Source organism: Marinobacter sp. PE14, from assembly GCF_053566155.1.
Map to the genome: position 1 here is coordinate 356,294 of NZ_JBQXNY010000001.1, position 20,943 is coordinate 377,236.

Genomic DNA, 20,943 nt, shown 5'->3' on the forward strand with positions numbered 1-20,943 from the left:
GGAAGGGCCCAGCCACACAAGATCAGCTCTTTGAGTAACTCATTAGCCGAACGCAGGCTGTTCTGGTTTGCTGCTGGCAACCCGCTTCATCCATGCCATGTCCAGCGGAACCAGCACATTCAGGGCGAACAGCGCCCAGCCCAAAGGTTGCAGGCTTGCGGCAAACCAGATCATCAGGGCAAGGGCCATCAGGCTCCAGGTGACATCTACCAGAATCATCAGCTTGAGGAACTTCTCCTGCCATTGTTCCTTGCTGGCGATAACGGACATATCCACGCACCACAGCAGCATCACGATGCCGACGATCAGATAGAAAGTTGCACCGGGGCCACCCGCCCACTGGGCGATCGGCTCAGCGGCCAAAATTAGAGCCAACGCCAGGGGCGTGGAGAGGAAGACATCGCTCAGAAGGATTTGCTTCACGCTGAATCGACGGATTAAGTTTTTCATGGGATCACCTCAATCGGGTTTCGCAAAGTGTTGGACTGCACTGCAAAGCTTCTACCCGGGCGGTGATAGTCTCAATTACCTGTGAGGTAATGGTTCCGCCTACCCTCGGCTACGACAATGGCTGAACACTCGGAATTTATAGGAAGCCCAATGAGCGCCTTCGGTACTCTGTTCAGAGAAATGCGGCAGGGCAAGCGCCTGAGCCAGATGGATTTTGCCCTTGCCTGTGAGGTGTCGCCAAAGCACATCAGTTTTCTGGAAACCGGCCGCAGCAAACCCAGCAAAGGCATGGTTATGCATTTAGCGCAGATGCTGCAGGCGGACCTGGCCGGAACCAATCGTCTCCTTTCGGCGGCGGGATACAGCCAGGTCTACTCCGATCAGGATCTGAACGCGCCTGGCATGGCCATGATCAGGGAGGCGCTTGGGCACCTGTTGCAGGGACACCTGCCATACCCGGCAGTGGTGTTCGACCATGAGTATTATCTGGTGATGGCCAACCAGGCCATGCAGGCGATGATGGCGAGGATGATCGAGCTTGGGGCCCAGTTTCCGGCTCGGCCGAACTTCTTGCTGTCGCTGCTGGATGAGCACGGCATGAAACGCTTCGTGGTTGATTGGGAGAATATTGCCTGCCACATGCTACAACGCGTTTACCATGAGCACCTTGCGGGCCCTTTCCGGGATCAGCCCAACCGGTTGCTGGAGCAGGCTTTGACCGTGCCCGGCGTTCCTCAGAACTGGAAAAACCACGTGGTGGAGCACCTGGACTACCCGGCGATTCCTTTCACATTAAATCTGGGAGATCAGCAGCTCAGGATCTTTTCCACCATCGCAACGATAGGCACGCCGCTGGATGTGACTGCTCAGAATTTGCGGATCGAGCACTTTTTTCCGATGGATGAGGCCAGCAAGGCCTATTGGCAGGGATGAAGCCAATTTCCGCTCTGAAGTCACAGCCGCTGCCGGTTACAATGGCGTATCTTTAAACGTAGAAGAGAGCCTTATGCCAATCGAAAAGAACCAGGTCGTCCTGTTCCACTACAGCGTTCGTGATGAACAAGACAACGTTGTTGAAGACTCCCACGGCGGCGAGCCGAATGCCTACCTGCATGGCCATGGCGGCATCATCAAGGGCCTGGAAGAAGCCCTGGAAGGTCGCGATGCCGGCGATACCTTCAGTGTGACTGTCACTCCCGATAAAGCCTATGGGCCACGCAAGCCCGATGCCATCCAGCGGGTGCCGATCAAGCATCTGATGGGCGCCAAACGCTGGAAGGCGGGCATGGTTGCTCAGGTTCAGACCGAGCAGGGGCCTCGCCACGTGGTTGTTGCCAAGGTGGGCCACAAATTTGCCGATGTGGACACCAATCACCCGATGGCAGGCAGAACCCTGACCTTCGATATTGAGGTGATTGACGTGCGCGCCGCAACCTCGGAAGAGCTGGCCCACGGCCACGCGCATGGCCCGGGCGGGCACCACCACTAAGCATCTGGGGGGCAGGCATGCAGATCGGCGTGATTGCAGATACCCATAGCAAAATGCGTCCAGAAGCCCTGGAAGCCTTGAAGGGGTCGGAGGTCAGCGAAGATGGGGTCGTCGGCGAGGTTATTGAACTGCTGGGTTGAATTCACCCGTTGTCCGTCGCATGTCTGTGTCAGGTAGTAATTAAATTACCGCGTTCTCTCCAAATGAGTTCAGAGGTAAAAGGAGGAAACATGGATAAGCGCTCATTCGGCAACACCGACATTCAGGTAACGCCCGTCGGGCTCGGCACCTGGGCCATTGGCGGCTGGATGTGGGGCGGAACCGACGAAGCCCAGTCCATCGATACGATCCACAGGGCGATCGATAAAGGCATTGGGCTTGTGGATACGGCACCGGTGTATGGTTTCGGTCGTTCCGAAGAGATTGTGGGCAAGGCCCTCTCAGATGGCCGGCGGGATCAGGTGGCTCTGGCCACCAAGGTGGCCTTGAACTGGAATGATGATCACGACAAGGTCTGGCGCGATGCGAGTGCGGCGCGGATCGAGCGGGAAGTCGAAGATTCCCTGAAACGCTTGCAGACCGACCGGATCGATATTTATCAGGTCCACTGGCCTGATCCGAAGACGCCGATGGAGGAAACTGCACGGGCGCTGGAAAAGCTATACCAGGCGGGAAAAATCCGCGCCATTGGCGTGAGTAACTTTACGCCATCTCAGATGGATGAGCTGCAAAAGAGCGTGCCCCTGCATAGTTTGCAGCCCCCGTATAACCTGTTTGAACGGGAGATCGAACGGGATATTTTGCCGTACTGCCGGGAAAACGGCATTGCCACCATCACCTACGGCGGTCTTTGCCGCGGCTTTCTGACCGGCAAGATGCGGGAAGACACTCAGTTCACCGGTGACGACCTGCGCAAGAACGATCCGAAGTTCCAGGGTGACCGCTATCGGCAGTATCTGAATGCCGTGGCCGAACTGGATGCGTTCGCCCGTGAACGCTACCAGAAAAGTGTATTGGCCCTGGCCCTGCGCTGGCTGGTGGATCAACCCGGCGTCACAACAGCCCTGTGGGGCGCGAGAAGACCGGAGCAGCTGGATCCGGTTGACGAAATCGACGGCTGGTCTCTCGATAAGAATGCGATGGCCGAAATTGATGGCATTCTGGATCGGTGCATTACTGATCCGGTAGGGCCTGAGTTCATGGCGCCGCCGACCCGTTAATTCTCCGCAAAAAACCGGGTTCTTTGCAGTGACCAATGGAGAGACTGCAGGGAGCCCGGTAAGCCTGTCACGCGAAGCGATCATGCGTGTTGGCATATCCTGCCTTTCGCTGTACCTTTTTAGCTACCGCAACTATCTCTCATCTCTCGGTCGGGTAAGGCGCAGTGTTTAAAAGGTTAAGGAAAGCCGTGTATCCAGTGGTGGTTTTAACGCTGCTTACGATGGCTGCGTGCCCGGTTTCCGCAAAGATCTATAAATGGGTGGATGAAAACGGCCAGGTGCATTTTGGTGATCGGCAGGATCACCGGGTCGCGCAGGAAGTGGTCAATGTTAAGCCAGGTGCCTCGGAATGGTCGCGTTTTGAGATCGATATCAAAACTGTTGATGTTGAGCTGAGCGAAGAGGAACACCAGCAGATCGTTGAAGGCGTTAACAACGTCTATGAGTTCTTCGACCGGGTGATGTCTTTTGATATGCACAGGACGGTGCCGGTCAATATCCTGATTCTCAAAGACAGCGCGGCATACCGGAACTACCTCGTCCGTCGGAACAGGGGCATGGCTGTTGCCTCTTACGGGCTTTACATACCTTCCGAACACCAGATTGTCGTCTATGTTCGTAAAAACAGAAACCTCACCTTCAAAACCATCAAGCACGAAGTGAGTCATGCGGTTGTCGATACCATCGTTCCCTATGCGCCAGCCTGGCTGAACGAAGGGTTGGCAGAGCAGATGGAGACCATTGAGCGTGATGAATCCGGTTTGTATTTTGAACGTCACCGTGAAAATCGGTGGGTGGTTGATCAGGCAGTGGAACAGGGCAGCCTGGCGGGCATCGATCAGCTATTGAAGCTGCCAAGCAACAAGTGGCGTCATTCAGATCTGTCGGGGCGCGGAAGCCTGCGGGCCCAGTCTGGCCAGTTCGTGTATTTCCTGATGTCCAAACCTACCCGAAGAAACTTTGTGGTGCGCCTGATGCACAACTTTAATCGGGGTGATCGCACCATCTCTTATTATCTGGTCAACGACAATTACATTGGTGGTGTAAGCATGCTGGCCCTAGACTGGCGGCGCTGGTTGCACGATCAGGGGGCGGGGGTGATTCGGCTCTAGAAGTCTGTCGTTGCTCGGGCACGATTCTCTGGCTTACCGGTCATAGTCTGGTGTAATGGCAATCTCGTACACTGTTTAAGTAGTAACGAGTGTGCGGGGTGTATTGTCCCGACAAAACCGCGATAAGAGGATTCGATATGCCTCAGTTTCGTTTTACCTATCTGATGTGTTTGGCCTTTCTTGCTGCTTTTTTCGCTGCCTCTGCTGCACAGGCCCACCATGGCTGGGCGTGGGCGACAGACGAGGAGTTTGAAATCACGGGAGTCATTCAGTCTGTACGCCTTGGGAATCCTCATGGCGAGGTCACCATAAGCATGGATGGCGAGGATTGGGTTGTAGAAGTTGGTCAGCCCTGGCGTAACGACCGGGTTGGGCTTACTAAAGAGATGTTGAGCCAGGGCAGGGAAATTACCGTGCATGGCCATCGCTCCGCCCGGGAAGGCGAGCGGCTGGTGAAGGCTGAGCGGATTATGATCGACGGGCAGGACTATAATTTGTATCCCGGCCGCACGTCCTGAATTCCGGGATGATTGAGCAAGCGCTGATCTCCGTTGAAAATCTGGCCTTTTTCTCAGCCCTGCGCAATTCCACCTTCATGTACCCGCTGGTAAACGCCGGCCATATACTCGGCGTTTCCCTGTTGGTAGGGAGCATCGTGCCGCTGGATCTGCGTCTGCTGGGGCTTTGGCGGAGCTACCCGGTGATGGTGTTTGTTGATGTGCTCCGCGTTACGGCAGCAATTGGTCTGGCGCTGGCGGTTATCTGCGGACTGTTGTTGTTCGCCACCAACGCCCCGGACTATGCCGCATCTCCGCTGTTCCAGGCGAAAATTGCTCTTGTTGTGCTCGGTGCGTTGAACACGTTGACTCTGGGGCGGGTAATGGCGCGCCGGGATATACGAAGCCTGCCGATGGAATCACCCATGCCTTTGGCCCTCAGGGCAGGGGGCTTGCTCTCGTTGGTAGTCTGGATCAGCGCACTGGTTCTCGGCAGGTTACTCGGGTATTTCTGAATCCGGATCGTTACTCGAGCGTGGCGACCAGACTTCCCCGTGCTGCATCACCCGAAAGTCCGTTTCGTTCAGCCCTTGTCGCTCCAGGGCGGCCCTTAGCCGTCGTGGCGGCTCGTCCATGGGCTCGTCGGTGAGCACGAACGTGCCCCAGTGCATCGCCACCGACTGTCGGGAACCGATATCCTGATGAATGCTCACCGCCTCTTCCGGGGCCACGTGCACCGGTGCCATGAACCAGCGTGGGTCGTAGGCTCCAATGGGCAGCAGTGCCAGATCAATGGGCGAGAACAGCTCGCCGATTTTCCTGAAGATTCCCCCATAGCCCGTATCGCCGGCGAAATAGAGCCGAAAACCGTCGATCTCCAGCAGCCAGCTGCACCAGAGTGAGGTGTTGGTGTCCGTGGGGGTCCGGCCGCTGAAGTGCTGGGCCGGAAGGCAGAACACTTCGCGGTTGCCAGACAGGGGCTCGGATTGCCACCAATCCAGTTCCACCAGGTTGTGGATGCCCCGTTTCTCGAACCATTGCTTAAGCCCTCGGGGAATGCAGAAGCGCAGGTTATCTCCGAAGCGCCGGTGTAACTGGCGCACGGTGTTCTCATCAAGGTGGTCGTAGTGGTTGTGGGAAATCAGTACCAGGTGAACCGGCGGCATGTCTGCTACCGTCAAGGCCGGCGGTGTGTAACGCTTCGGTCCGACCAGTTGAAAGGGGCTGGCGCGTTCCGACAGTACCGGGTCGGTGAGCACGTTCAGGCTACGATACTGGAACAGGAACGAGGCGTGACCCAGCCAGACCAGTTGTGGTTCTTCGGGCGGACTCATCAGGGAATGCGTATCTGGCCGCAGCAACGAGAAGCGTTTTCCCTTCGGGAAGTTGCGGCCCGGGGCCAGTTGCCAGCGCATAAAATCGCCAATGCCATGTCGGGGGACTGGCTCCAGATTGCGATACCTGCCCCGGTAGAAATGCGGTTCTGCAGCGAGAGCGGCAAGGCGGTCACGGTCAACGGTCATGGATCGAACTCTCATTCTTGTCAGGGGCTAATGCCAGTAGCTCCTGCAACATGCTGTAGCTTAATCCCCAGATGCAGGCATCCTGGTAACGACAACAGGGCATGTTGAGTGTGCCCAGGGGCGTGCGCCAGGAAAGTCGGCCCTGGTTCGCGTCTGCGCCGAGGTAGTCCATCGGCACCCAGACCGCTCGCTCGACTTCATGATTCGTTGAGACCGACTTCGGTCCCCGCCACTCGAACACATAGGGGGTAACCACCATCGGGCGCCAGCGGCTGTGATGGCGGGTGACCAGGTCGGACAGTCGGGTGAGAAAGCGGCCGTGGCGCCTCAGATCCATGCCGGTTTCTTCCCGTGTTTCCCGTTCGGCGGCAGCACGGGCAGACGCATCCTCAGGTTGCAGACGGCCGCCCGGGAAAGCCATGTCGCCAGACCAGGGGTCCCCCTCCCGACGGGCGCGTTGGATAAAGAGCAACTCCTTGCCGCCGTTTTCTGTGGTTCGAAAGATAAGGGCGACGGACGCTCGGGCGAATCGGCGCCGAAACGGTATCTTGTGGGGGCGCAAATGGCTTACCCAGGACTTCGAGGTCACGAAAGCCTATCCTCTGGTAATGGTAGGTTGTAGTTAAACACATCCTGCACAGGCTAGACGCAATATTGAAATGGGAGAGTGTAATGCAGTTTGTGATCGGTGGAATTTTTGTAATTATCGTCGCGTTTTTGGTCTGGCGTAGTAAAAACAATACCGACCCTGTCGAACAGGCTTGTGCCTCGGAAATAGGCGCACTGTTCAAGTCAAACCGCGACCCCGCGCCACAGGCCATAGCCGATATATTCGTGAAACATAATATTCCACGTTCTCAATGCCCTAGGGTAGGGCGAATGGTGATTGCGCAACTGAACAAGAACGGGCTGGAACCAGACGATTCCAGGATCGCCATGATCAAGGTCAGGGAAGCTTATACGCGGGTTCCTTAGTGGCCAAAGGGCTGGCACAGTGTTGTGTATAACACCCGACAGGAGGCCAGATGACGTTCGAGCATATCGTTCAGATAAACGACCTGACCAAGCCAGAGCTACCGGTTCTGACCCGATTCCAGGTGTGGGAGGGGCTGGTGTTCAGGGCCCGGCGCCCGGACAAGTTCCTCGTTGGTGTTGATGATTACGAGATTCTGGATCAGGGCCCGGCTTATCTGAAGCGTAGCCTTCAGCTGCCGGGGCTGCAGGTGGTCGATGAAGTCACTTTCTGGCACGAGGCGAGGATAGAGTATCGGACTCAGCCAACGGCCACTCTTCCGGCCGCGACACTTGTCATGGATATCGAAGAGCCTGAGCCGGCATCACTGTTTGTCCGTTTCCGGTATGAAACAGCGAGCATCGAGAACCGCGGTGATTCGATGCCCTATGACCAGTATCTTGAACAGGCCTATGTAGCCACAGACATTGAGACAATTCAGATTATTCGGCAGCTGGCCGAGACGGGCGTGTTTTGATTGAGAAGAAATCCTGACCATGTTTATGGGCCGGGATTAGCGATAGACTCCTCCAGTGCTATCAAGGCATCTTGTAGCACCCATCCGGCCAGCCTGTCAGACCGGATGGGTATAGAAATTGAAAGCTATATTTCCTTTGAAACGACGGTAGACCAATCGCTGAACATTCCATTGACGTCTACTGCGCGGACTGTGAAATACCATACACCGTTTTCAAGATCTTCAACGGTGAACTCCATTGTTGACGCGGCGCGGATCTCGATATCGTCTGTCATGTCGGCAATATTACTGGTTTTTCCATACCGAATTTCGTATCCATCCAACTCGCCCATTGAAATGCTTTCTCCGTTTTCTCTGGTCAGCGGTGCCGTCCAGGACAGTGTGGCTGTGCCTAGAATAGGTTCTGGCGCTGGCTCAGGGGCAGGCTCTGGCTCAGGGGCAGGCTCTGGCTCAGGGGTAGGTTCTGGCACAGGAGTAGGCTCTGGCTCAGGAGTAGGTTCTGGCTCAGGAGTGGGTTCTGGCTCAGGAGTGGGTTCTGGCTCAGGAGTAGGTTCTGGCTCAGGAGTGGGTTCTGGCTCAGGAGTGGGTTCTGGCTCAGGGGAGGGCGGTGGCTCAGGACTGGGTTCGGCAAGTTCCATCGACCGTTGCGCGAGGGAATCAGCCGCGTCAGCCAGCGTTGCGGCCTCAATCCCGACCCCGTTTTCATCTGGCAGCGCGTTGGCCTGCGCACTCGCAGCCAGCAACAGGAGTTCGCGGCTCAAACCTAGACCATTTTCGCCTCCGCTAGCCGGAAGCTCCCCGGACGATTGAACAAGATCTCGTGCGGCATTGATTACTTCGCCAACGGTACCCCAACGATTATCTGCAGCCAGCGAAAGAAAAGCTGCGTTTACCAGCGCAAGTTCCAGATCGGCCTGGTCGACGTTTGAAGAAGCTGGATCCGTCAGACTCAAAGGCCGCTTGGACATAGTTCCCTGAGGGATACCGAACCAGGACTCAACAGTTCTGGTCGCCTCATCGAGGCTTGCTGCTGTTAGAGGAGAATTTTGACGGTTGGCCAGTTCCACAGCCAGCGTGCTCAGAGGCGTCAGGTAAGCACGTGCAGCGTCATCTGCTACGTATAAGCTTGATAGCTGAAAATTGTTGCCGGGGAAGAATGGCTCTCCAAACGCAGCCACATTATTGGTGCCTGCGTGTCGACATCCCTCACTTACATCGCAAACCATTTCCGTAGCGGTGTCGGAAGAGAGTTCAAACAAGATGATTTTGCTGTCGGCCTTAGCCGATGACGCATCGATGGAAAGCGTAAATTCACCCTTTTGATCGGTACGCAAGGGGGATGCCAGTACTGCGAATCCGGCTTCCTCTCCGATTTGTTTCCCAGACACAGAGATCAATCCGTTTCGGATCGCCCCTTTCATGGCGACCCCGCTGATTTTGATTGAGTCGCTACTTTGTGAGTCCGAACTGTTGGTGTTGCTGTCTGGGGCGGCGCTATCACTGATGCAACCAGTAAGGGTAAGCAGGCATCCGATAAGTAGCGTGCCTAACCTCATAACACTAAAAAATTCCATGAAAGCTCCGTTGATCAAAAAAGCAGCGGGGAGTGTAACGAGGAGCTTTGTCAAATTGTGTTAAATGATGTCTAACAAAGGTAAGACAAAAAGCAGCGAATCCGCTTGGTTTTTGTCGTCAGAGGGGTGTGAATGGCGCCGTCTTTTCGGCGCCTGGGCTTGCGGGAACGTTTTTGAAAAAAACTTTGAAACAACTCTTTAGAATGCTCGGCTAAAGTCATTTCCCGTTTATTGTCGTGCAGTCAGAACCCATAGATACTTGATTAAGAAATATCAATGTCGATAGTGAACACGTATTAAATGTTCTTAATGACAGGTTGATGTGCTAATAATTCTTGCAATTAGCCAGCGCTCGAACACAGCGATTGAACAACTCAGCCGATAAAAGCCTATGCTCGCCTGGCTGGTCTGCTATGAGTAGCTGACCACCGGAGCCCCTGATTCCGCGAAAGGGCGTGAGATTGGCGATGATGGCATCGCAGCTGTCCATCAGTTCACGGTTGGCCTGGTAGATAAGGTGCCCCCGATTCGGTTTGGTTTGATCCTCTGAGAACTCTAAATCGGTATCCAACGGATCCACGCCCTCGAAGCCGGCTTCTCGGAGAGCGCGTTTCTTCTCCGCCACGATGGCCCGATGTTCCTCCGCCGGGAAGAAGACTTCGGGGCCGGCGAGATAGATGCGTCTGGGCGTTTGCATGATCGGGCTTCCGGAGGTGAACTTGAGCAGTTGCGAAAAATGGCGCCCGGCTCAAACGTCGAGCTTTTCGAAACGGTATCAGAAATTCTGCTAAACCCCACTCGTTTGATGGAGTGGGAGCGTATCTTGTCTGTCAGCCCACTGTTGAGGAGTAGCCATGTTTCGCATTCACGTCGAACGAGTTCTCGAGAAGGATGTCGAGTCAGTCTTTGAAGCCATCTCTGATCACGCCCGCTACACTCGGTTTCCAGGGGTTAGCAAGTCTTTACTGATTGAGGAGGGTAAAGAGGAGAAAAATGGTACTGGCGCCCTGAGAATTATCGGAGCGGGCCGGCTTGAGCTGACTGAGCGGATTACCCAGTTCGAGAGGCCAAACCGTATGCACTATCAAATTGAAAAATCGAGCCCATTTGCAGTTAAGCACACGAAAGGAGAGATTGCTTTAAAGCCCGAAGGCGAACAGACCCGGGTTACCTGGGTTTCAGAAGGGCACGTGCAAGTGCCGCTGCTGGGCGGGGTAATGGACCGATTGGCCGAGCGAAGCTTCTCGAGAGCCTTCAGTTCTCTGCTCAAGGCTATTGAGCGGCTTTAGGGTTTTAGCTCAACCCGGCAAATGAGTTGGTTTGCCGCAGTGTTGCTTGAGGGTGTAATGAGCTAATGTTTGAGGTAGTGGAAGCAACCAACATTTTCGGTGTCTGATTCTGGAGTGTGCTCATGCAGCCAAGGGAAATTGTGGCTCAGTTCATCGAGAACATCCGCGCCCAGCGGTTGGATGAGGCGAAAGAGCTACTTGCGGTAGATGGCTTTGAATACGTGGGCCCGAATATGCGATTTCTCAGCCGGGACGACATGCTGGCCTACCAGTTCGGCATGTTTGCCATTCAAAAGGATCTTGTTATTCGTCAACTGAGTGCTGATGGCGAGCACGTCTTTGCAATCCTCGATTACCGAACCTACTTCGAGCCGATCGGGGATGTGCGTCTGGCAATGTGGTTTCGGGTGCGTGAGGAAAAAATCCAGTGCGTTGAGACATTTTACAACGCAGCCGTGATCGAAAACATGCTCGGTGGGAATCTGCCCGCTGCAGAGTGAATATTTCAGATCCCCGGACTCATTCCTCGATCACGTCCCGTTCAAATCGGCCCAGCACAACCATAATAATGAGTGCCAACAGGGTCACCATGCTGGCAAGAACCAGCGTGCCCAGACCGCAGGCGACACCGATCGCTCCGCAAATCCAGATGGAAGCGCCAGTGGTAATGCCCTGAACGCTTCCGCGGCTTTGAATAATGCAACCGGCACCGAGAAATCCGATACCGCCGATCACACCTTCAACGATCCGCGACGGGTCTATCCGGGCCGAGGGATCGCCTTCTGCGGTCGTCATCAGGATATGCAGGCCAATCAGAATGAATGCAGAGGCACCTACTGAAACCAGCATGTGAGAGCGGAGCCCCGCAGGTTTCCCGCGCAGTTCCCGCTCAAGCCCGAGCACCAGAGCCAAACCGGCGGCCATGAGCAGGCGGACAATGATGTCCAGTGGTGGGATTTCACTCTCGAACATGCGTGATCCCCAACGGAAAGGTTAAATGTCGTTTTGGCGGTCGGGACATGCCCTAGACTTTAGGGCCCTTGCCGCGGAAGACGTTCACTAGCAAAGATACAACCAGCAGTACCAGAAAAATGAAGAACAGTATCTTCGCAAAGCCGGCGGCGGTTCCTGCAATACCTCCAAAACCAAGAACACCCGCAATGATCGCGATTACCAGACAGACGATAGCCCAATAGAGCATTTGCCATCCTCCTTTTCAGGATTGTGATCTAACCGTGGCACGCGAAGTGTCAGTGCGCAACTTTCAGGCGCCTTTGTGAAGGGATAGTAACGGGGCATTCATCAGAGCTCGACAAACCGCGGCAGAACCATGAGCCCAACACCCACTGCCAGCATCTCCCAGGCGCTGCTGGCCAGGTAGGGATACAGGATCATGGCAATGCCGCAGTATCGGGTGACGATGCTTTTTCTGCGCCGGCCATACATGAAATAGCCGAAACCTATGCAGCCGAACAACAGCGACAGGAAGATGTCAGCGGTTTCCATGCGGTGAACTCCTCCAGTGTTTTTGCTCGCATAGACCTGTATTAGCTCAGGCCAAGCTGAGGCAGGGGAGGTCCAGGATCTTTAGGGAGCGAACAATTTTTAGCCACTTCAGGTATAATGGTCGTCCAATGTTGTTAATTAAGCCATTCTGACCTGGATACCACTATGAGCAAGAAACCCGAGAAAGTTACCCTGACGTCCGCTGCGATTGAAGAACAGACTGCCGCCTTTTTGAAAGCGGGCGGATCTGTGGAATATGTCGGCAAGGGCAAAAGCGGACAAGTTGCCCCCACGGGTTCAAAGCAGATCAGCCTGAAAAAGTAACGCCTATCTCAGTGACGAGGATTACCCTGATCAGGGGAAGACTCGTCATCTGAGGCGTTGTCATTCGATGTGAGGTAGTAATCTTTCTCATCGAAAGTTTTTACATCAGGGTCTTCAATGTAGTTTTTGCGTTTGCCCCGATACAGCCAGACGGCGATGATCGCGACAATAATTGCGAGCACAATCCATTTCATTGTTATCTCCTCCACAAGGTCATCGTTCTTGTATTGAGCACCTTGCAGAGTGATCAGTCAATGTAACTTGCACATACGCTACACCTTGGGCCTAACGGCAGATCTCTCCCGGGTGTGACCCTGACCATCTTTAGTGATTGCGTCGGCCCGCCTTAGCCAGCTTCATAAACCACTCTACCCCAAAACGAACCCCAAACCCCTGCACGTCCGTTGGGATATGGGCCAAGCCGCCCTTGTGGGTGCCCGAGGAGGCCATATCGACGTGTATCCAGCCGATGTCTTTGTCCACGAATCGCCCAAGCAGGCGCGCTGCATAAATGTGATCGCCAGGGCCTGCTGTTCGGCACTGCAGTGTGTCGGCAACTTTTGACTCCAGGTCCTCGTCGTAATCGTCTTCATAGGGGAACGGCCAGACTCGCTCTCCGCACCTCTCTCCGGCCTCAATGATGGGCGCTACCCAATCCCGGCGGTTGGTCAGGGCGCCCGCCATCCGTTGTCCCAGGGCGGCTACGACCGCTCCCGTCAGCGTTGCATAGTCAATGATTGCCTGCGGTTTACCCCGGGACACCAGTGCCAGCGTATCGGACAGTACCATTCGTCCCTCGGCATCGGTGTTTATCAGTTCAATGGTGGTGCCATCGAGGGCCGTGATGACATCGTTACACTTGACCGCGCGAGACCCGATGTGGTTTTCGGCAAGCGCGAGCCAGCAATCCACCGGTTGGGACACCTTGAGGCGGGTTAAGGCCAGAAACGCGCCAAGCGCAACCGCGCTGCCCTGCATATCGCCGTGCATGCCAAGCATGCTGCCACCGACCTTCAGGTTGCTGCCACCGGTGTCGAAACAGATCCCTTTCCCCACCAGAGCAAGAGGTTTGCCTTCAGCACCCTCGGGGCGGTATTTCAGGTGCAGTATACCTGCGTCCCTCGCGGGGCTGGCCTCGACAACAGAAAGGAATGCTCCAGCTCCCAGTTGTTCCAGTTCATCCCGGTCGTAAAAATGGGTCTCCCAGCCTTCCTTTTTTGCCAGGGACTCCGTCAAACCCCGATAAATGCCGGGGGTCAGGTAGTTACCTGGTAAATGGGTCAGCCATCGGGCCAGGTTGTTGCCTTCAGCCGTTGCTTTAACGTGCTCGAAGTCTGCCTGTTGAAATCCGGCGCCATAAAAATGGATGGCCTCAAGCGTTTTCGGTGTCGGTGGGGTGCCCGAAATGCGAGGCAACTGGAACAGAGCGGCATGGACAGCCGCCAGTAGCGCCTCTGCCATGGCCCGAGCGGAGAAATCATCATTCAAAAAAGAAATAACCGTGAGTTCCGAGGGGCGTTCTGCCAGCAATGGTCCAATCACCTTGCGGGCGAGTGTCAGGGCTTTGAAAGTCGGTATTTCTTCAGGCACAGAGACCGCCGCGGCGCGGCCACCATGAGGTGTGGAGACATGCACCGGGTTTTCGGTTTCCGGGTATCTTGAGAGCGTCTCGGTAAGAAAATCACCCCAGGGTGTCGATTCTATTGCGGTTCGGTCAGCTTGCGGAAACAGAATGATAATGCCGGTCGTGGGCTCGAAATCCCAAGATACGGGGATGCCCTCATCGCTACTTATCAATATCTCTTGTAACTCCGGGATTTCAGGCGTCATTGGAAGATTCCTCGGGAAGTTTTCGTACTCGTGGGCGGAGTATAGCTAGTTAAATCGCCTTTTAGGGTCTAGATTTATCAGTATGGAAACTAATTTCCGCGTCTGGCTGGGACACACCAGTCTGACGCATCGGGGTGTTGCCAATGCCCTGTGCGTTATTTCGAATACAAAAGGTTAATTTATGGCGATCACACCGGAATCCAAAATGTCGCAGGAAGTGCTGGCCTGGCGCGATCCCTCCATGGACTCGGTTCTCGGAACGGAAACACCCAAGGATCCAAACAAGGGCTATATTGCCCTTCTCGGCTGGAGCATTAATGCGATCAAGGCGGCTCAGAAGTTCGATCGCCGATATATCGTGGTTGCCCCGGATTGGGCTGCCGATTTTTGCACGGCCAACAAGATTCCGTTTATCCCCTGGGATTTTGTTCGCCTGAATGATCGGTCCATGGAAATCGCTGAAAAACTGAAAGCCGAAGGCGTGGATGTCGCAATCCCATTGTTCGAAGAGACGGTGGAATGGTCCGGGGCGATCAATTCGGTTCTGCTCAACAATCCCCGTATGTATGGCCAGTCGATTCTGTTCCGGGACAAGGCGCTGATGAAGCGTCGCGCGCAGCTTGGCGGGATTCGTGTCGGGATCTTCGAAGAAGCTCATGAAAAGGAAGACATCATCCGATTCATGAAGCGCGTTAACCAGACGTTGCTCAAGCTCGACGGTGACCCGGACGATCCGATTCACGTGAAGGCATTCGACAAGGCCGGCTGCCTTGGACACCGAATGATTCGGACACTGGAAGAGATCGAAATGATTCCAGTTGAAGAATACCCGCTGCTGATGGAGAGTCACCTGAGTGGCTGGGAATTCGCCGTTGAGGCCTGGATCCACGATGGCAAAATCCAATTCCTGAATATTTCAGAATACGTCACCCTGGGGTACTCGGTGTTTGTTCCTGCCACGAAGGAACTTGAAAGCTGGCGCGAAGCGATCACCAAGCAGATCGAGTTGCTGGTCAAAACATTTGATATCCAGTTCGGTCTGATTCATCCGGAGTACTTCGTAACCAGCGACGGCACCATGTACTTTGGCGAAGTTGCGTACCGTCCACCCGGGTTCAAGGCCTTCGAACTGATTGAACGCGCGTATGGATTCAATGCCTACCAGGCTTCCATGCTGGTGTTTGATCCCAAGAGCACCAAGGAAGAGGTCGATGCCTTCTTCCCCCGCGAAGTGGTCGATGCCAAAGGTTATGCAGGCTGCTTTGGTGTTTATCCGAGACGCCGCGTGGTGAGCAAGCTGGAAATGCCCAAAGAGTGCATTGAACACCCTTACTTTGAGTCCCACGAATTGATGGAGCCGACTGAAGAGATGGTTCCGGACCGATCCGCTTTTGGTACTCATTGGGGGCTTGTATTCTTCTATGGAGATGACCCCATCAAGATGCGGGATTTGCTCAAAGCGCAGGAAGATCTGGATTTCTACGTTTAGAGTTCAATCCGTTAAACGGCAGCTACCAACTCTCTGAGAAAGGCCGCGCATCCAGCTCGAACGTCCAGGCTGAGCGTGGCTGGTTGTGTAGCTGCCAGTAGATTTCCGCGAGGTCGTCGGGCTCGATAATGCCGTCCTCGCCCTTGCTCGCATAGAGGTCCGGCAAAAATTCTGCCGTGGCTTCATTGCGGATGAGGCCATCCACCACCACGTGAGCGACGTGTATCCCTTGAGGGCCCAATTCCCTTGCCATGCTTTGCGCCAGGGCTCGCAGCGCATGCTTGCCGCCGGCAAAGGCCGCAAAGCCGCGTCCGCCGCGGAGGCTGGCGGAGGCGCCGGTAAATAGGAGTGTGCCTTCATTGCGTTGCAGCATTTTCCTTGCGACCTCGCGCCCGACCAGAAACCCGGCCAGTGCGCACATCTCCCAGACTTTCCGGTAGACCCGGGTGCTGGTCTCGCAGATGTCGTAGCGGACGTTTCCGCCCACGTTGAAGACGGCCACCCGTATTGGACCATGCTCTGACTCAACGCGTTCAACCAGCTCAATGACCTGGTCTTCGTCCCTTGCATCGGAGTGGATGGCTGTCGCGCTCGAGCCGAGCGCCTGAATTTCCGAGCTGAGAAGATTCAGATCCCCGCGCCTGCGGGTGACTACAAGGTGGAAGCCTTCCTTTGCAAAGCGCCGGGCGATGGCAGAACCGAGGTGGTCTCCGGCTCCGATGATTAGAGCAACTGGTTTGTCTGTTGTTGTCATTTTGGCACCTGTAGTGAGGCCGTTATCCGCTGGTTCGAATAGTATCGGCGATCTTTTCGGCAATCATGATCGTCGGGGCGTTGGTGTTGCCACCAATTAAAGTCGGCATGATCGAAGCGTCGACCACCCGCAAACCATCAAGCCCGTGAACCTTGAGGCTGGAGTCAACCACGGCCAGATCATCTATGCCCATCTTGCAGGTGCCTACCGGGTGATAGATCGTATCAGCGCGGTCGCGGATGTGGCGCGCCCATTCCTCATCGCTCATCCCGTCGTGAACGCCGAACATTTCGGATTGACGGTACGGCGAGAGTGCAGGCCCTTCCAGAATCTCCCGTGTGATTTTTGCGCCTTTGATGATTAAATCCAGGTCGTCTGCATCGGACAGATAATTGGGATCGATGCCGGGATCGGCCATTGGATCGGCGCTGAGCAGAAAAACACGCCCTCGGGATTTTGGCCGCAGGTTGCAGACGTGGCAACTGAAGCCGTGCCCCCAATGCAGTTTACGGGCGTGGTCCTCTACGATGGAAACGACAAAGTGCAGCTGTAGGTCCGGCTTGTCCCGCTCTGGGGCAGACTTCAGGAATGCTGCTCCCTCCGCAAAAGGTGAGGCAATCATACCCGTCCCATCCGTTCGCCACTGGAGGGAATGGCGAAGCATGTTTTTCATGCCCTTTAAACTGAAGCCAAAGTTATCGGTATCCGAGGACTTGTAGGCCAGAATGAAGTCCAGATGATCCTGCAGATTTTGGCCGACGCCCGGTAGCTCGTGAACCATGGGAATACCATGTGGGAGGATGTCTTCGGGATGTCCCACTCCGGATAGCTGCAGCAACTGCGGGGAGCCGAAGGCGCCCGCGCAAAGGATTACCTCGCGGTTTGCGGAGGCTGTGAGCGATTGGCCCTTGAGTCGATACTCGACTCCTGAAGCACGTTTTCCGCTAAAAAGAATTCGGGTCGCACGGGCACCGGTCACAACCTTTAGGTTGTTGCGCTGTTCCATGATCGGATACAAATACGCTGCAGCGGTGGAGCAGCGTTCACCATTGCGTTCGGTGTCATGAAACTGGGTAACCTCATAGAGGCCAACGCCCTCATTGTCGCCGGTATTGAAATCGTCGCTTGCGGGATAGCCTCGCTCTTTAGCCGCCTCGATAAAGGCTTCGGAAATGGGCCTTGGGGATCGCTGTTTGCAAACATGCAGTGGGCCATCGGCCCCGTGATATTGACTGGCCCCACCTTCATGGCACTCCGCTTTGCGGAAGTAGGGCAAAACCTCGTCCCATCCCCAGCCGTCGCAACCCAGCTCGGCCCATCCATCATAATCCGACCTGTGTCCACGCACATACAGCATTGCGTTGATCAGGCTGGAGCCTCCCAGGCCACGGCCTCTGGGCTGGAATCCTCGACGCCCAACCAGCTCACGCTGCTGCTCGGTATTGAACGCCCAGTTATTGATCTTGCCATGGCCGGGCATGATTGCGACTACACCAGCTGGTGCGCGGGTCAACAAGTGATCGCCCTTGCCGCCTGCCTCCAGAAGACAGACGCTGACATCCGGGTTCTCACTTAATCGCGCCGCCATTACAGCGCCAGCTGATCCGCCCCCTACAATGATGTAATCAAAAATCATACGGTCCCCAGTTTCTGTTTTTGTTTTGGTTGTACGCTTTCCTGAGTCAGAAAAGGCAGCAGTGAACGAGATGCAGGATCAAGGTTAGACCATCGCTTGGCTGAGCGCCTCTCAGGGGATGGACAGACCGCTGAAAGCATAGGATGCTATGCTGATCCGACAACAAACAACAAAAGAGGATGTGTGATGGCTTTCGCTGAGGTAAATGGTCAACGGCTCTACTACGAAGACACTGGCGGGACCGGACCGGTTGTGGTGTTCTCGCACGGTCTGCTGATGGACCACGAAATGTTTGCTCCGCAGGTGTCGGCGTTTCGCGACCGTTTCCGCTGCATCACATGGGATGAGCGGGGACATGGGCACACCGCCGTTGCCCAGCCAGAACCCTTCAGTTACTACGATTCCGCAGATGACCTCGCTGCACTTCTTACGCAGCTGGGCATAGAAAAAGCCGTTCTTGTGGGGATGTCTCAGGGTGGCTTCCTGTCACTCCGGTGCGCTCTGACTCATCCGGAGCGGGTAATCGGCCTGGTGATGCTTGACAGCCAGGCGGGTACCGAGCAGGAAGAAAAGCTGCCCCTTTACCAGCAACTGATCAGCTCTTTCATGGAGCAGGGGCTGACCCCGGAAGTGGGTACCACCATTGCTAATATCATCTTGGGAAGTGATTACCCGGACAGTGACCACTGGAAGGAAAAGTGGAAAACGATGTCGGCGGCTAACATCGGCAACAACTTCCAGACGCTGGCAAGCCGCGATGACCTGACAGAGCGTCTCTCAGAGGTTTCCCAGCCCACGCTTATTATCCATGGCGATGTTGACATTGCGATTCCGATGGAGCGGGCACAGATGATGGCGGACAAAATCCCGGATGCCGAACTGGTCGCGATTCCCGGTGCCGGGCATGCTGCAAATCTGTCCCACCCGGATCCGGTTAATCAGGCATTGAAGAAATTTCTGGGGCGTTTGTTTTCCGGGGGATAATAGCCCAGAGCCTTAGAGGCCCGGGGCAGGGTGTTGAGTACTAACAGATTGCCAGTTTTCAGGCGAAATCGTAATCACCGCCTTTCTCAAGCGCCTTCTGGTAAGCCGGCCGGGCATGAACGCGTTTGACCCATCCGGTGATGTGAGGCCGGTTTCTGCCGACGATGCCCCGGGCTACGGATGCCTCAAGCGGGAAGCTCATCTGGATGTCCGCCGCGCTCAGTTTGTCCCCCAGGAACCAGGTGTTTTTCGCCAGATGGCTTTCCACGAAATCCAGGTGGGTCTTGATCATGGGTCCGATAAACATCTCGTTGGTTTTGTCCGAAATGCCTTTGGCGACGGGCTTGACGAAGAAGGGCATAGGGCTGGTCTTTACCTTTTCGAAGACAAGGCGCAACACCAGCGGCGGCATCAATGAGCCTTCGGCGTAGTGCAACCAATAGGTGTAATCGAGCCAGGCTTGCCCCCCGCTCTCCGGGAGCATGGTGTCTTTGCCGTAAGTGCGCGCCAGGTATTCAATGATGGCACCGGATTCGGCCACCACCAGATCGCCGTCGGTGATCACCGGGGATTTTCCAAGCGGGTGTACCTTCTTGAGGCTTTCGGGGGCCAGCATGGTTTTGGGATCTCGCTGGTAATGCTTGATCTCGTAGGGAACCCCCAGTTCTTCCAGCATCCAGAGAACGCGCTGTGAGCGGGAATTGTTGAGATGGTGGACAGTAATCATGCGCAAGCTCCATTCGCATTGAAAAATGGTTGGGTGTGAAGAGTAGTCTTCAAAGTCCGTTTTGGTTCACCGCCAGCGGTGATTGAGTGGCTAATTCCGGTTGCGCACGGCAAAGCCGTGGCGTTTTAGTTCCTTGAGAATCTCGGGCACCTTGAAGGGCATTAATGTGCGGGTTGTTTTCAGAAGGCTGATCGCAATGTGCATTCGCTTGTACCAGAGTACCTGGCGAATTTTTTTCTTCATGGGCTGGTAGCCTTCCAGGTAAAGCTCTTCCACACGGTCTGCGTTGTTGGTGAGACTGTAGTCGCTCAGATCCAGCGGTACCGCTATGTCGGCGTTCTTGAGCTGCTTGCGGGTGTTGAAATCGATCCCAATGTTGATGGCATTGGTGATGACATCGAAGGTGTTGTCCGGTTTCGGGTATCGACTGACATGGCTTAGATCAACCGCCACAGAAATCCCGGCGCCCATTGCCGCCAGCGGCGAAATAGGGACGTTTTCAACCAGCCCGCCGTCCACCAGCGTCCGCCCATCGATCTCGACCGGCACAAACAGGCCGGGTACTGCCATGGAAGCGCAAACGACATCCGCCAGGTTGCCCTCCCGGAAGATCAGCTGTTCGCCGGTTTCGATATCCGTTGTGCAGATGGCCAGTGGAATCTCGGCGTCTTCGATCCGGACATCCCCGAGGTCCCGATTGATCATCTCCCGAATGGCATGGGTGCTGAAAAGACCGCCGCGCTCGAACGTAAAGTTGATGATTTTCGAGAGGTTCAGCGTCGAACAGATGGAAAGAATGGATTCCGCCGGCCGGCCGAAAGCGTAATAGCTGGCGATCAGTGCCCCCGCACTGGTTCCGGAAATGCAGTGGATCTTGATTTGCTCCTCCTCGAAGGCTTTAAGAACGCCAATATGGGCAATGCCTTTCGCAGCCCCGCCTCCCAGAGCCAGACCGATACGGGTGTTAAAGGGGTTGAGTTTCATGAGCAGGAACCTTCAGGTGTTGCAGGGGGCAAGTATCGGCCAAGTTTAACAGAATTGATGGTGCG

At 55.3% G+C, this 20,943-nt stretch carries 28 protein-coding genes; 14 read left to right on the top strand and 14 right to left on the bottom strand.

Annotated features, from left to right (window positions below; translation table 11 throughout):
* Nucleotides 1-42: 42 nt before the first annotated feature.
* Nucleotides 43-450: a hypothetical protein gene (locus ACWJ62_RS01710; RefSeq protein WP_449284635.1), complete on the bottom strand. Its 408-nt coding sequence runs from the start codon at nucleotides 448-450 to the stop codon at nucleotides 43-45.
* Between the two features lie 150 nt (nucleotides 451-600).
* Here ACWJ62_RS01710 and ACWJ62_RS01715 point away from each other — a divergent pair, with 150 nt between their 5' ends.
* The 7 genes from ACWJ62_RS01715 (at nucleotide 601) to ACWJ62_RS01745 (ending at nucleotide 5,283) form a co-directional block, all read left to right on the top strand.
* Nucleotides 601-1,383, top strand: a complete 783-nt coding sequence (locus ACWJ62_RS01715) for a helix-turn-helix domain-containing protein (protein ID WP_449284636.1) — start codon at nucleotides 601-603, stop codon at nucleotides 1,381-1,383.
* A gap of 73 nt (nucleotides 1,384-1,456) precedes the next feature.
* Nucleotides 1,457-1,939, top strand: coding sequence for an FKBP-type peptidyl-prolyl cis-trans isomerase (locus ACWJ62_RS01720; RefSeq protein WP_449284637.1), 483 nt, complete (start codon nucleotides 1,457-1,459; stop codon nucleotides 1,937-1,939).
* Nucleotides 1,940-1,956: 17 nt separating this feature from the next.
* Entirely contained in the window at nucleotides 1,957-2,079 is a 123-nt protein-coding gene (locus tag ACWJ62_RS01725) for a hypothetical protein (RefSeq protein WP_449284638.1), read from the top strand.
* 90 nt (nucleotides 2,080-2,169) lie between these two features.
* Nucleotides 2,170-3,159, top strand: coding sequence for an aldo/keto reductase (locus tag ACWJ62_RS01730; protein WP_449284639.1), 990 nt, complete (start codon nucleotides 2,170-2,172; stop codon nucleotides 3,157-3,159).
* 197 nt (nucleotides 3,160-3,356) lie between these two features.
* Nucleotides 3,357-4,271 (top strand): DUF4124 domain-containing protein, encoded by a 915-nt coding sequence (locus ACWJ62_RS01735; RefSeq protein ID WP_449284640.1) that lies wholly within the window; start codon nucleotides 3,357-3,359, stop codon nucleotides 4,269-4,271.
* A gap of 137 nt (nucleotides 4,272-4,408) precedes the next feature.
* Nucleotides 4,409-4,789 carry a DUF6152 family protein gene (locus ACWJ62_RS01740; protein ID WP_449284641.1) on the top strand — a complete coding sequence of 127 codons (381 nt, stop codon included), beginning with the start codon at nucleotides 4,409-4,411 and terminating at the stop codon, nucleotides 4,787-4,789.
* Between the two features lie 8 nt (nucleotides 4,790-4,797).
* The gene (locus ACWJ62_RS01745; protein ID WP_449284642.1) at nucleotides 4,798-5,283 is read left to right on the top strand and encodes a hypothetical protein; all 486 of its coding nucleotides are present in this window, start codon (nucleotides 4,798-4,800) and stop codon (nucleotides 5,281-5,283) included.
* Here the strand turns inward: ACWJ62_RS01745 and ACWJ62_RS01750 are convergent.
* Nucleotides 5,266-6,291, bottom strand: coding sequence for an MBL fold metallo-hydrolase (locus ACWJ62_RS01750; RefSeq protein ID WP_449284643.1), 1,026 nt, complete (start codon nucleotides 6,289-6,291; stop codon nucleotides 5,266-5,268). The two genes, ACWJ62_RS01745 and ACWJ62_RS01750, sit on opposite strands and share 18 nt — an antisense overlap.
* Nucleotides 6,281-6,880 carry an NUDIX hydrolase gene (locus ACWJ62_RS01755; protein ID WP_449284644.1) on the bottom strand — a complete coding sequence of 200 codons (600 nt, stop codon included), beginning with the start codon at nucleotides 6,878-6,880 and terminating at the stop codon, nucleotides 6,281-6,283. The genes ACWJ62_RS01750 and ACWJ62_RS01755 overlap by 11 nt, the downstream gene beginning before the upstream one ends.
* 83 nt (nucleotides 6,881-6,963) lie before the next feature.
* Here ACWJ62_RS01755 and ACWJ62_RS01760 point away from each other — a divergent pair, with 83 nt between their 5' ends.
* Both ACWJ62_RS01760 and ACWJ62_RS01765 read left to right on the top strand, forming a co-directional pair.
* Entirely contained in the window at nucleotides 6,964-7,266 is a 303-nt protein-coding gene (locus ACWJ62_RS01760) for a hypothetical protein (RefSeq protein ID WP_449284645.1), read from the top strand.
* 50 nt (nucleotides 7,267-7,316) lie between these two features.
* A complete protein-coding gene (locus ACWJ62_RS01765; RefSeq protein ID WP_449284646.1) occupies nucleotides 7,317-7,781 on the top strand; it encodes an AtaL-like protein in 465 nt (154 codons plus the stop codon).
* A 125-nt stretch (nucleotides 7,782-7,906) separates the two neighbouring features.
* Here the strand turns inward: ACWJ62_RS01765 and ACWJ62_RS01770 are convergent, their stop codons facing one another.
* Nucleotides 7,907-9,355 carry a fibronectin type III domain-containing protein gene (locus ACWJ62_RS01770; RefSeq protein WP_449284647.1) on the bottom strand — a complete coding sequence of 483 codons (1,449 nt, stop codon included), beginning with the start codon at nucleotides 9,353-9,355 and terminating at the stop codon, nucleotides 7,907-7,909.
* A gap of 325 nt (nucleotides 9,356-9,680) precedes the next feature.
* Entirely contained in the window at nucleotides 9,681-10,052 is a 372-nt protein-coding gene (locus ACWJ62_RS01775; protein ID WP_449284648.1) for a nucleoside 2-deoxyribosyltransferase, read from the bottom strand.
* A 157-nt stretch (nucleotides 10,053-10,209) separates the two neighbouring features.
* Here ACWJ62_RS01775 and ACWJ62_RS01780 point away from each other — a divergent pair, with 157 nt between their 5' ends.
* Together ACWJ62_RS01780 and ACWJ62_RS01785 are read left to right on the top strand one after the other, a co-directional pair.
* The gene (locus ACWJ62_RS01780; protein WP_449284649.1) at nucleotides 10,210-10,644 is read left to right on the top strand and encodes an SRPBCC family protein; all 435 of its coding nucleotides are present in this window, start codon (nucleotides 10,210-10,212) and stop codon (nucleotides 10,642-10,644) included.
* Between the two features lie 122 nt (nucleotides 10,645-10,766).
* Nucleotides 10,767-11,144 (top strand): nuclear transport factor 2 family protein, encoded by a 378-nt coding sequence (locus ACWJ62_RS01785; RefSeq protein ID WP_449284650.1) that lies wholly within the window; start codon nucleotides 10,767-10,769, stop codon nucleotides 11,142-11,144.
* Between the two features lie 19 nt (nucleotides 11,145-11,163).
* On the opposite strand, the gene ACWJ62_RS01790 is transcribed toward ACWJ62_RS01785, so the two are convergent.
* The 3 genes from ACWJ62_RS01790 to ACWJ62_RS01800 form a co-directional block, all read right to left on the bottom strand.
* On the bottom strand, nucleotides 11,164-11,616 hold the full coding sequence (locus tag ACWJ62_RS01790) for an MgtC/SapB family protein (protein WP_449284651.1): 453 nt from the start codon (nucleotides 11,614-11,616) through the stop codon (nucleotides 11,164-11,166).
* 52 nt (nucleotides 11,617-11,668) lie between these two features.
* Nucleotides 11,669-11,845 (bottom strand): DUF1328 domain-containing protein, encoded by a 177-nt coding sequence (locus tag ACWJ62_RS01795; protein ID WP_349517770.1) that lies wholly within the window; start codon nucleotides 11,843-11,845, stop codon nucleotides 11,669-11,671.
* Nucleotides 11,846-11,946: 101 nt separating this feature from the next.
* Nucleotides 11,947-12,150, bottom strand: coding sequence for a hypothetical protein (locus tag ACWJ62_RS01800; protein ID WP_449284652.1), 204 nt, complete (start codon nucleotides 12,148-12,150; stop codon nucleotides 11,947-11,949).
* Nucleotides 12,151-12,315: 165 nt separating this feature from the next.
* Here ACWJ62_RS01800 and ACWJ62_RS01805 point away from each other — a divergent pair, with 165 nt between their 5' ends.
* Nucleotides 12,316-12,474, top strand: coding sequence for a hypothetical protein (locus tag ACWJ62_RS01805; protein WP_349517773.1), 159 nt, complete (start codon nucleotides 12,316-12,318; stop codon nucleotides 12,472-12,474).
* Between the two features lie 8 nt (nucleotides 12,475-12,482).
* Here the strand turns inward: ACWJ62_RS01805 and ACWJ62_RS01810 are convergent, their stop codons facing one another.
* Both ACWJ62_RS01810 and ACWJ62_RS01815 read right to left on the bottom strand, forming a co-directional pair.
* Entirely contained in the window at nucleotides 12,483-12,668 is a 186-nt protein-coding gene (locus ACWJ62_RS01810) for a hypothetical protein (protein WP_449284653.1), read from the bottom strand.
* Between the two features lie 130 nt (nucleotides 12,669-12,798).
* Nucleotides 12,799-14,304, bottom strand: coding sequence for a M17 family metallopeptidase (locus ACWJ62_RS01815; RefSeq protein ID WP_449284654.1), 1,506 nt, complete (start codon nucleotides 14,302-14,304; stop codon nucleotides 12,799-12,801).
* A 181-nt stretch (nucleotides 14,305-14,485) separates the two neighbouring features.
* Between ACWJ62_RS01815 and ACWJ62_RS01820 the strand changes: the two genes are divergently transcribed.
* Nucleotides 14,486-15,793, top strand: coding sequence for an ATP-grasp domain-containing protein (locus ACWJ62_RS01820; protein ID WP_449284655.1), 1,308 nt, complete (start codon nucleotides 14,486-14,488; stop codon nucleotides 15,791-15,793).
* 22 nt (nucleotides 15,794-15,815) lie between these two features.
* Here the strand turns inward: ACWJ62_RS01820 and ACWJ62_RS01825 are convergent, their stop codons facing one another.
* Complete coding sequence (locus ACWJ62_RS01825; protein WP_449284656.1) at nucleotides 15,816-16,547, bottom strand: SDR family oxidoreductase; 732 nt, start codon at nucleotides 16,545-16,547, stop codon at nucleotides 15,816-15,818.
* Nucleotides 16,548-16,569: 22 nt separating this feature from the next.
* Complete coding sequence (locus ACWJ62_RS01830) at nucleotides 16,570-18,183, bottom strand: GMC family oxidoreductase (protein ID WP_449284657.1); 1,614 nt, start codon at nucleotides 18,181-18,183, stop codon at nucleotides 16,570-16,572.
* Between the two features lie 186 nt (nucleotides 18,184-18,369).
* Here ACWJ62_RS01830 and ACWJ62_RS01835 point away from each other — a divergent pair, with 186 nt between their 5' ends.
* Entirely contained in the window at nucleotides 18,370-19,167 is a 798-nt protein-coding gene (locus ACWJ62_RS01835; protein WP_449284658.1) for an alpha/beta fold hydrolase, read from the top strand.
* Nucleotides 19,168-19,225: 58 nt separating this feature from the next.
* On the opposite strand, the gene ACWJ62_RS01840 is transcribed toward ACWJ62_RS01835, so the two are convergent.
* Both ACWJ62_RS01840 and ACWJ62_RS01845 read right to left on the bottom strand, forming a co-directional pair.
* On the bottom strand, nucleotides 19,226-19,894 hold the full coding sequence (locus ACWJ62_RS01840) for a glutathione S-transferase family protein (protein ID WP_449284659.1): 669 nt from the start codon (nucleotides 19,892-19,894) through the stop codon (nucleotides 19,226-19,228).
* Between the two features lie 90 nt (nucleotides 19,895-19,984).
* Entirely contained in the window at nucleotides 19,985-20,878 is an 894-nt protein-coding gene (locus tag ACWJ62_RS01845; protein ID WP_449284660.1) for a patatin-like phospholipase family protein, read from the bottom strand.
* Nucleotides 20,879-20,943 lie beyond the last annotated feature (65 nt).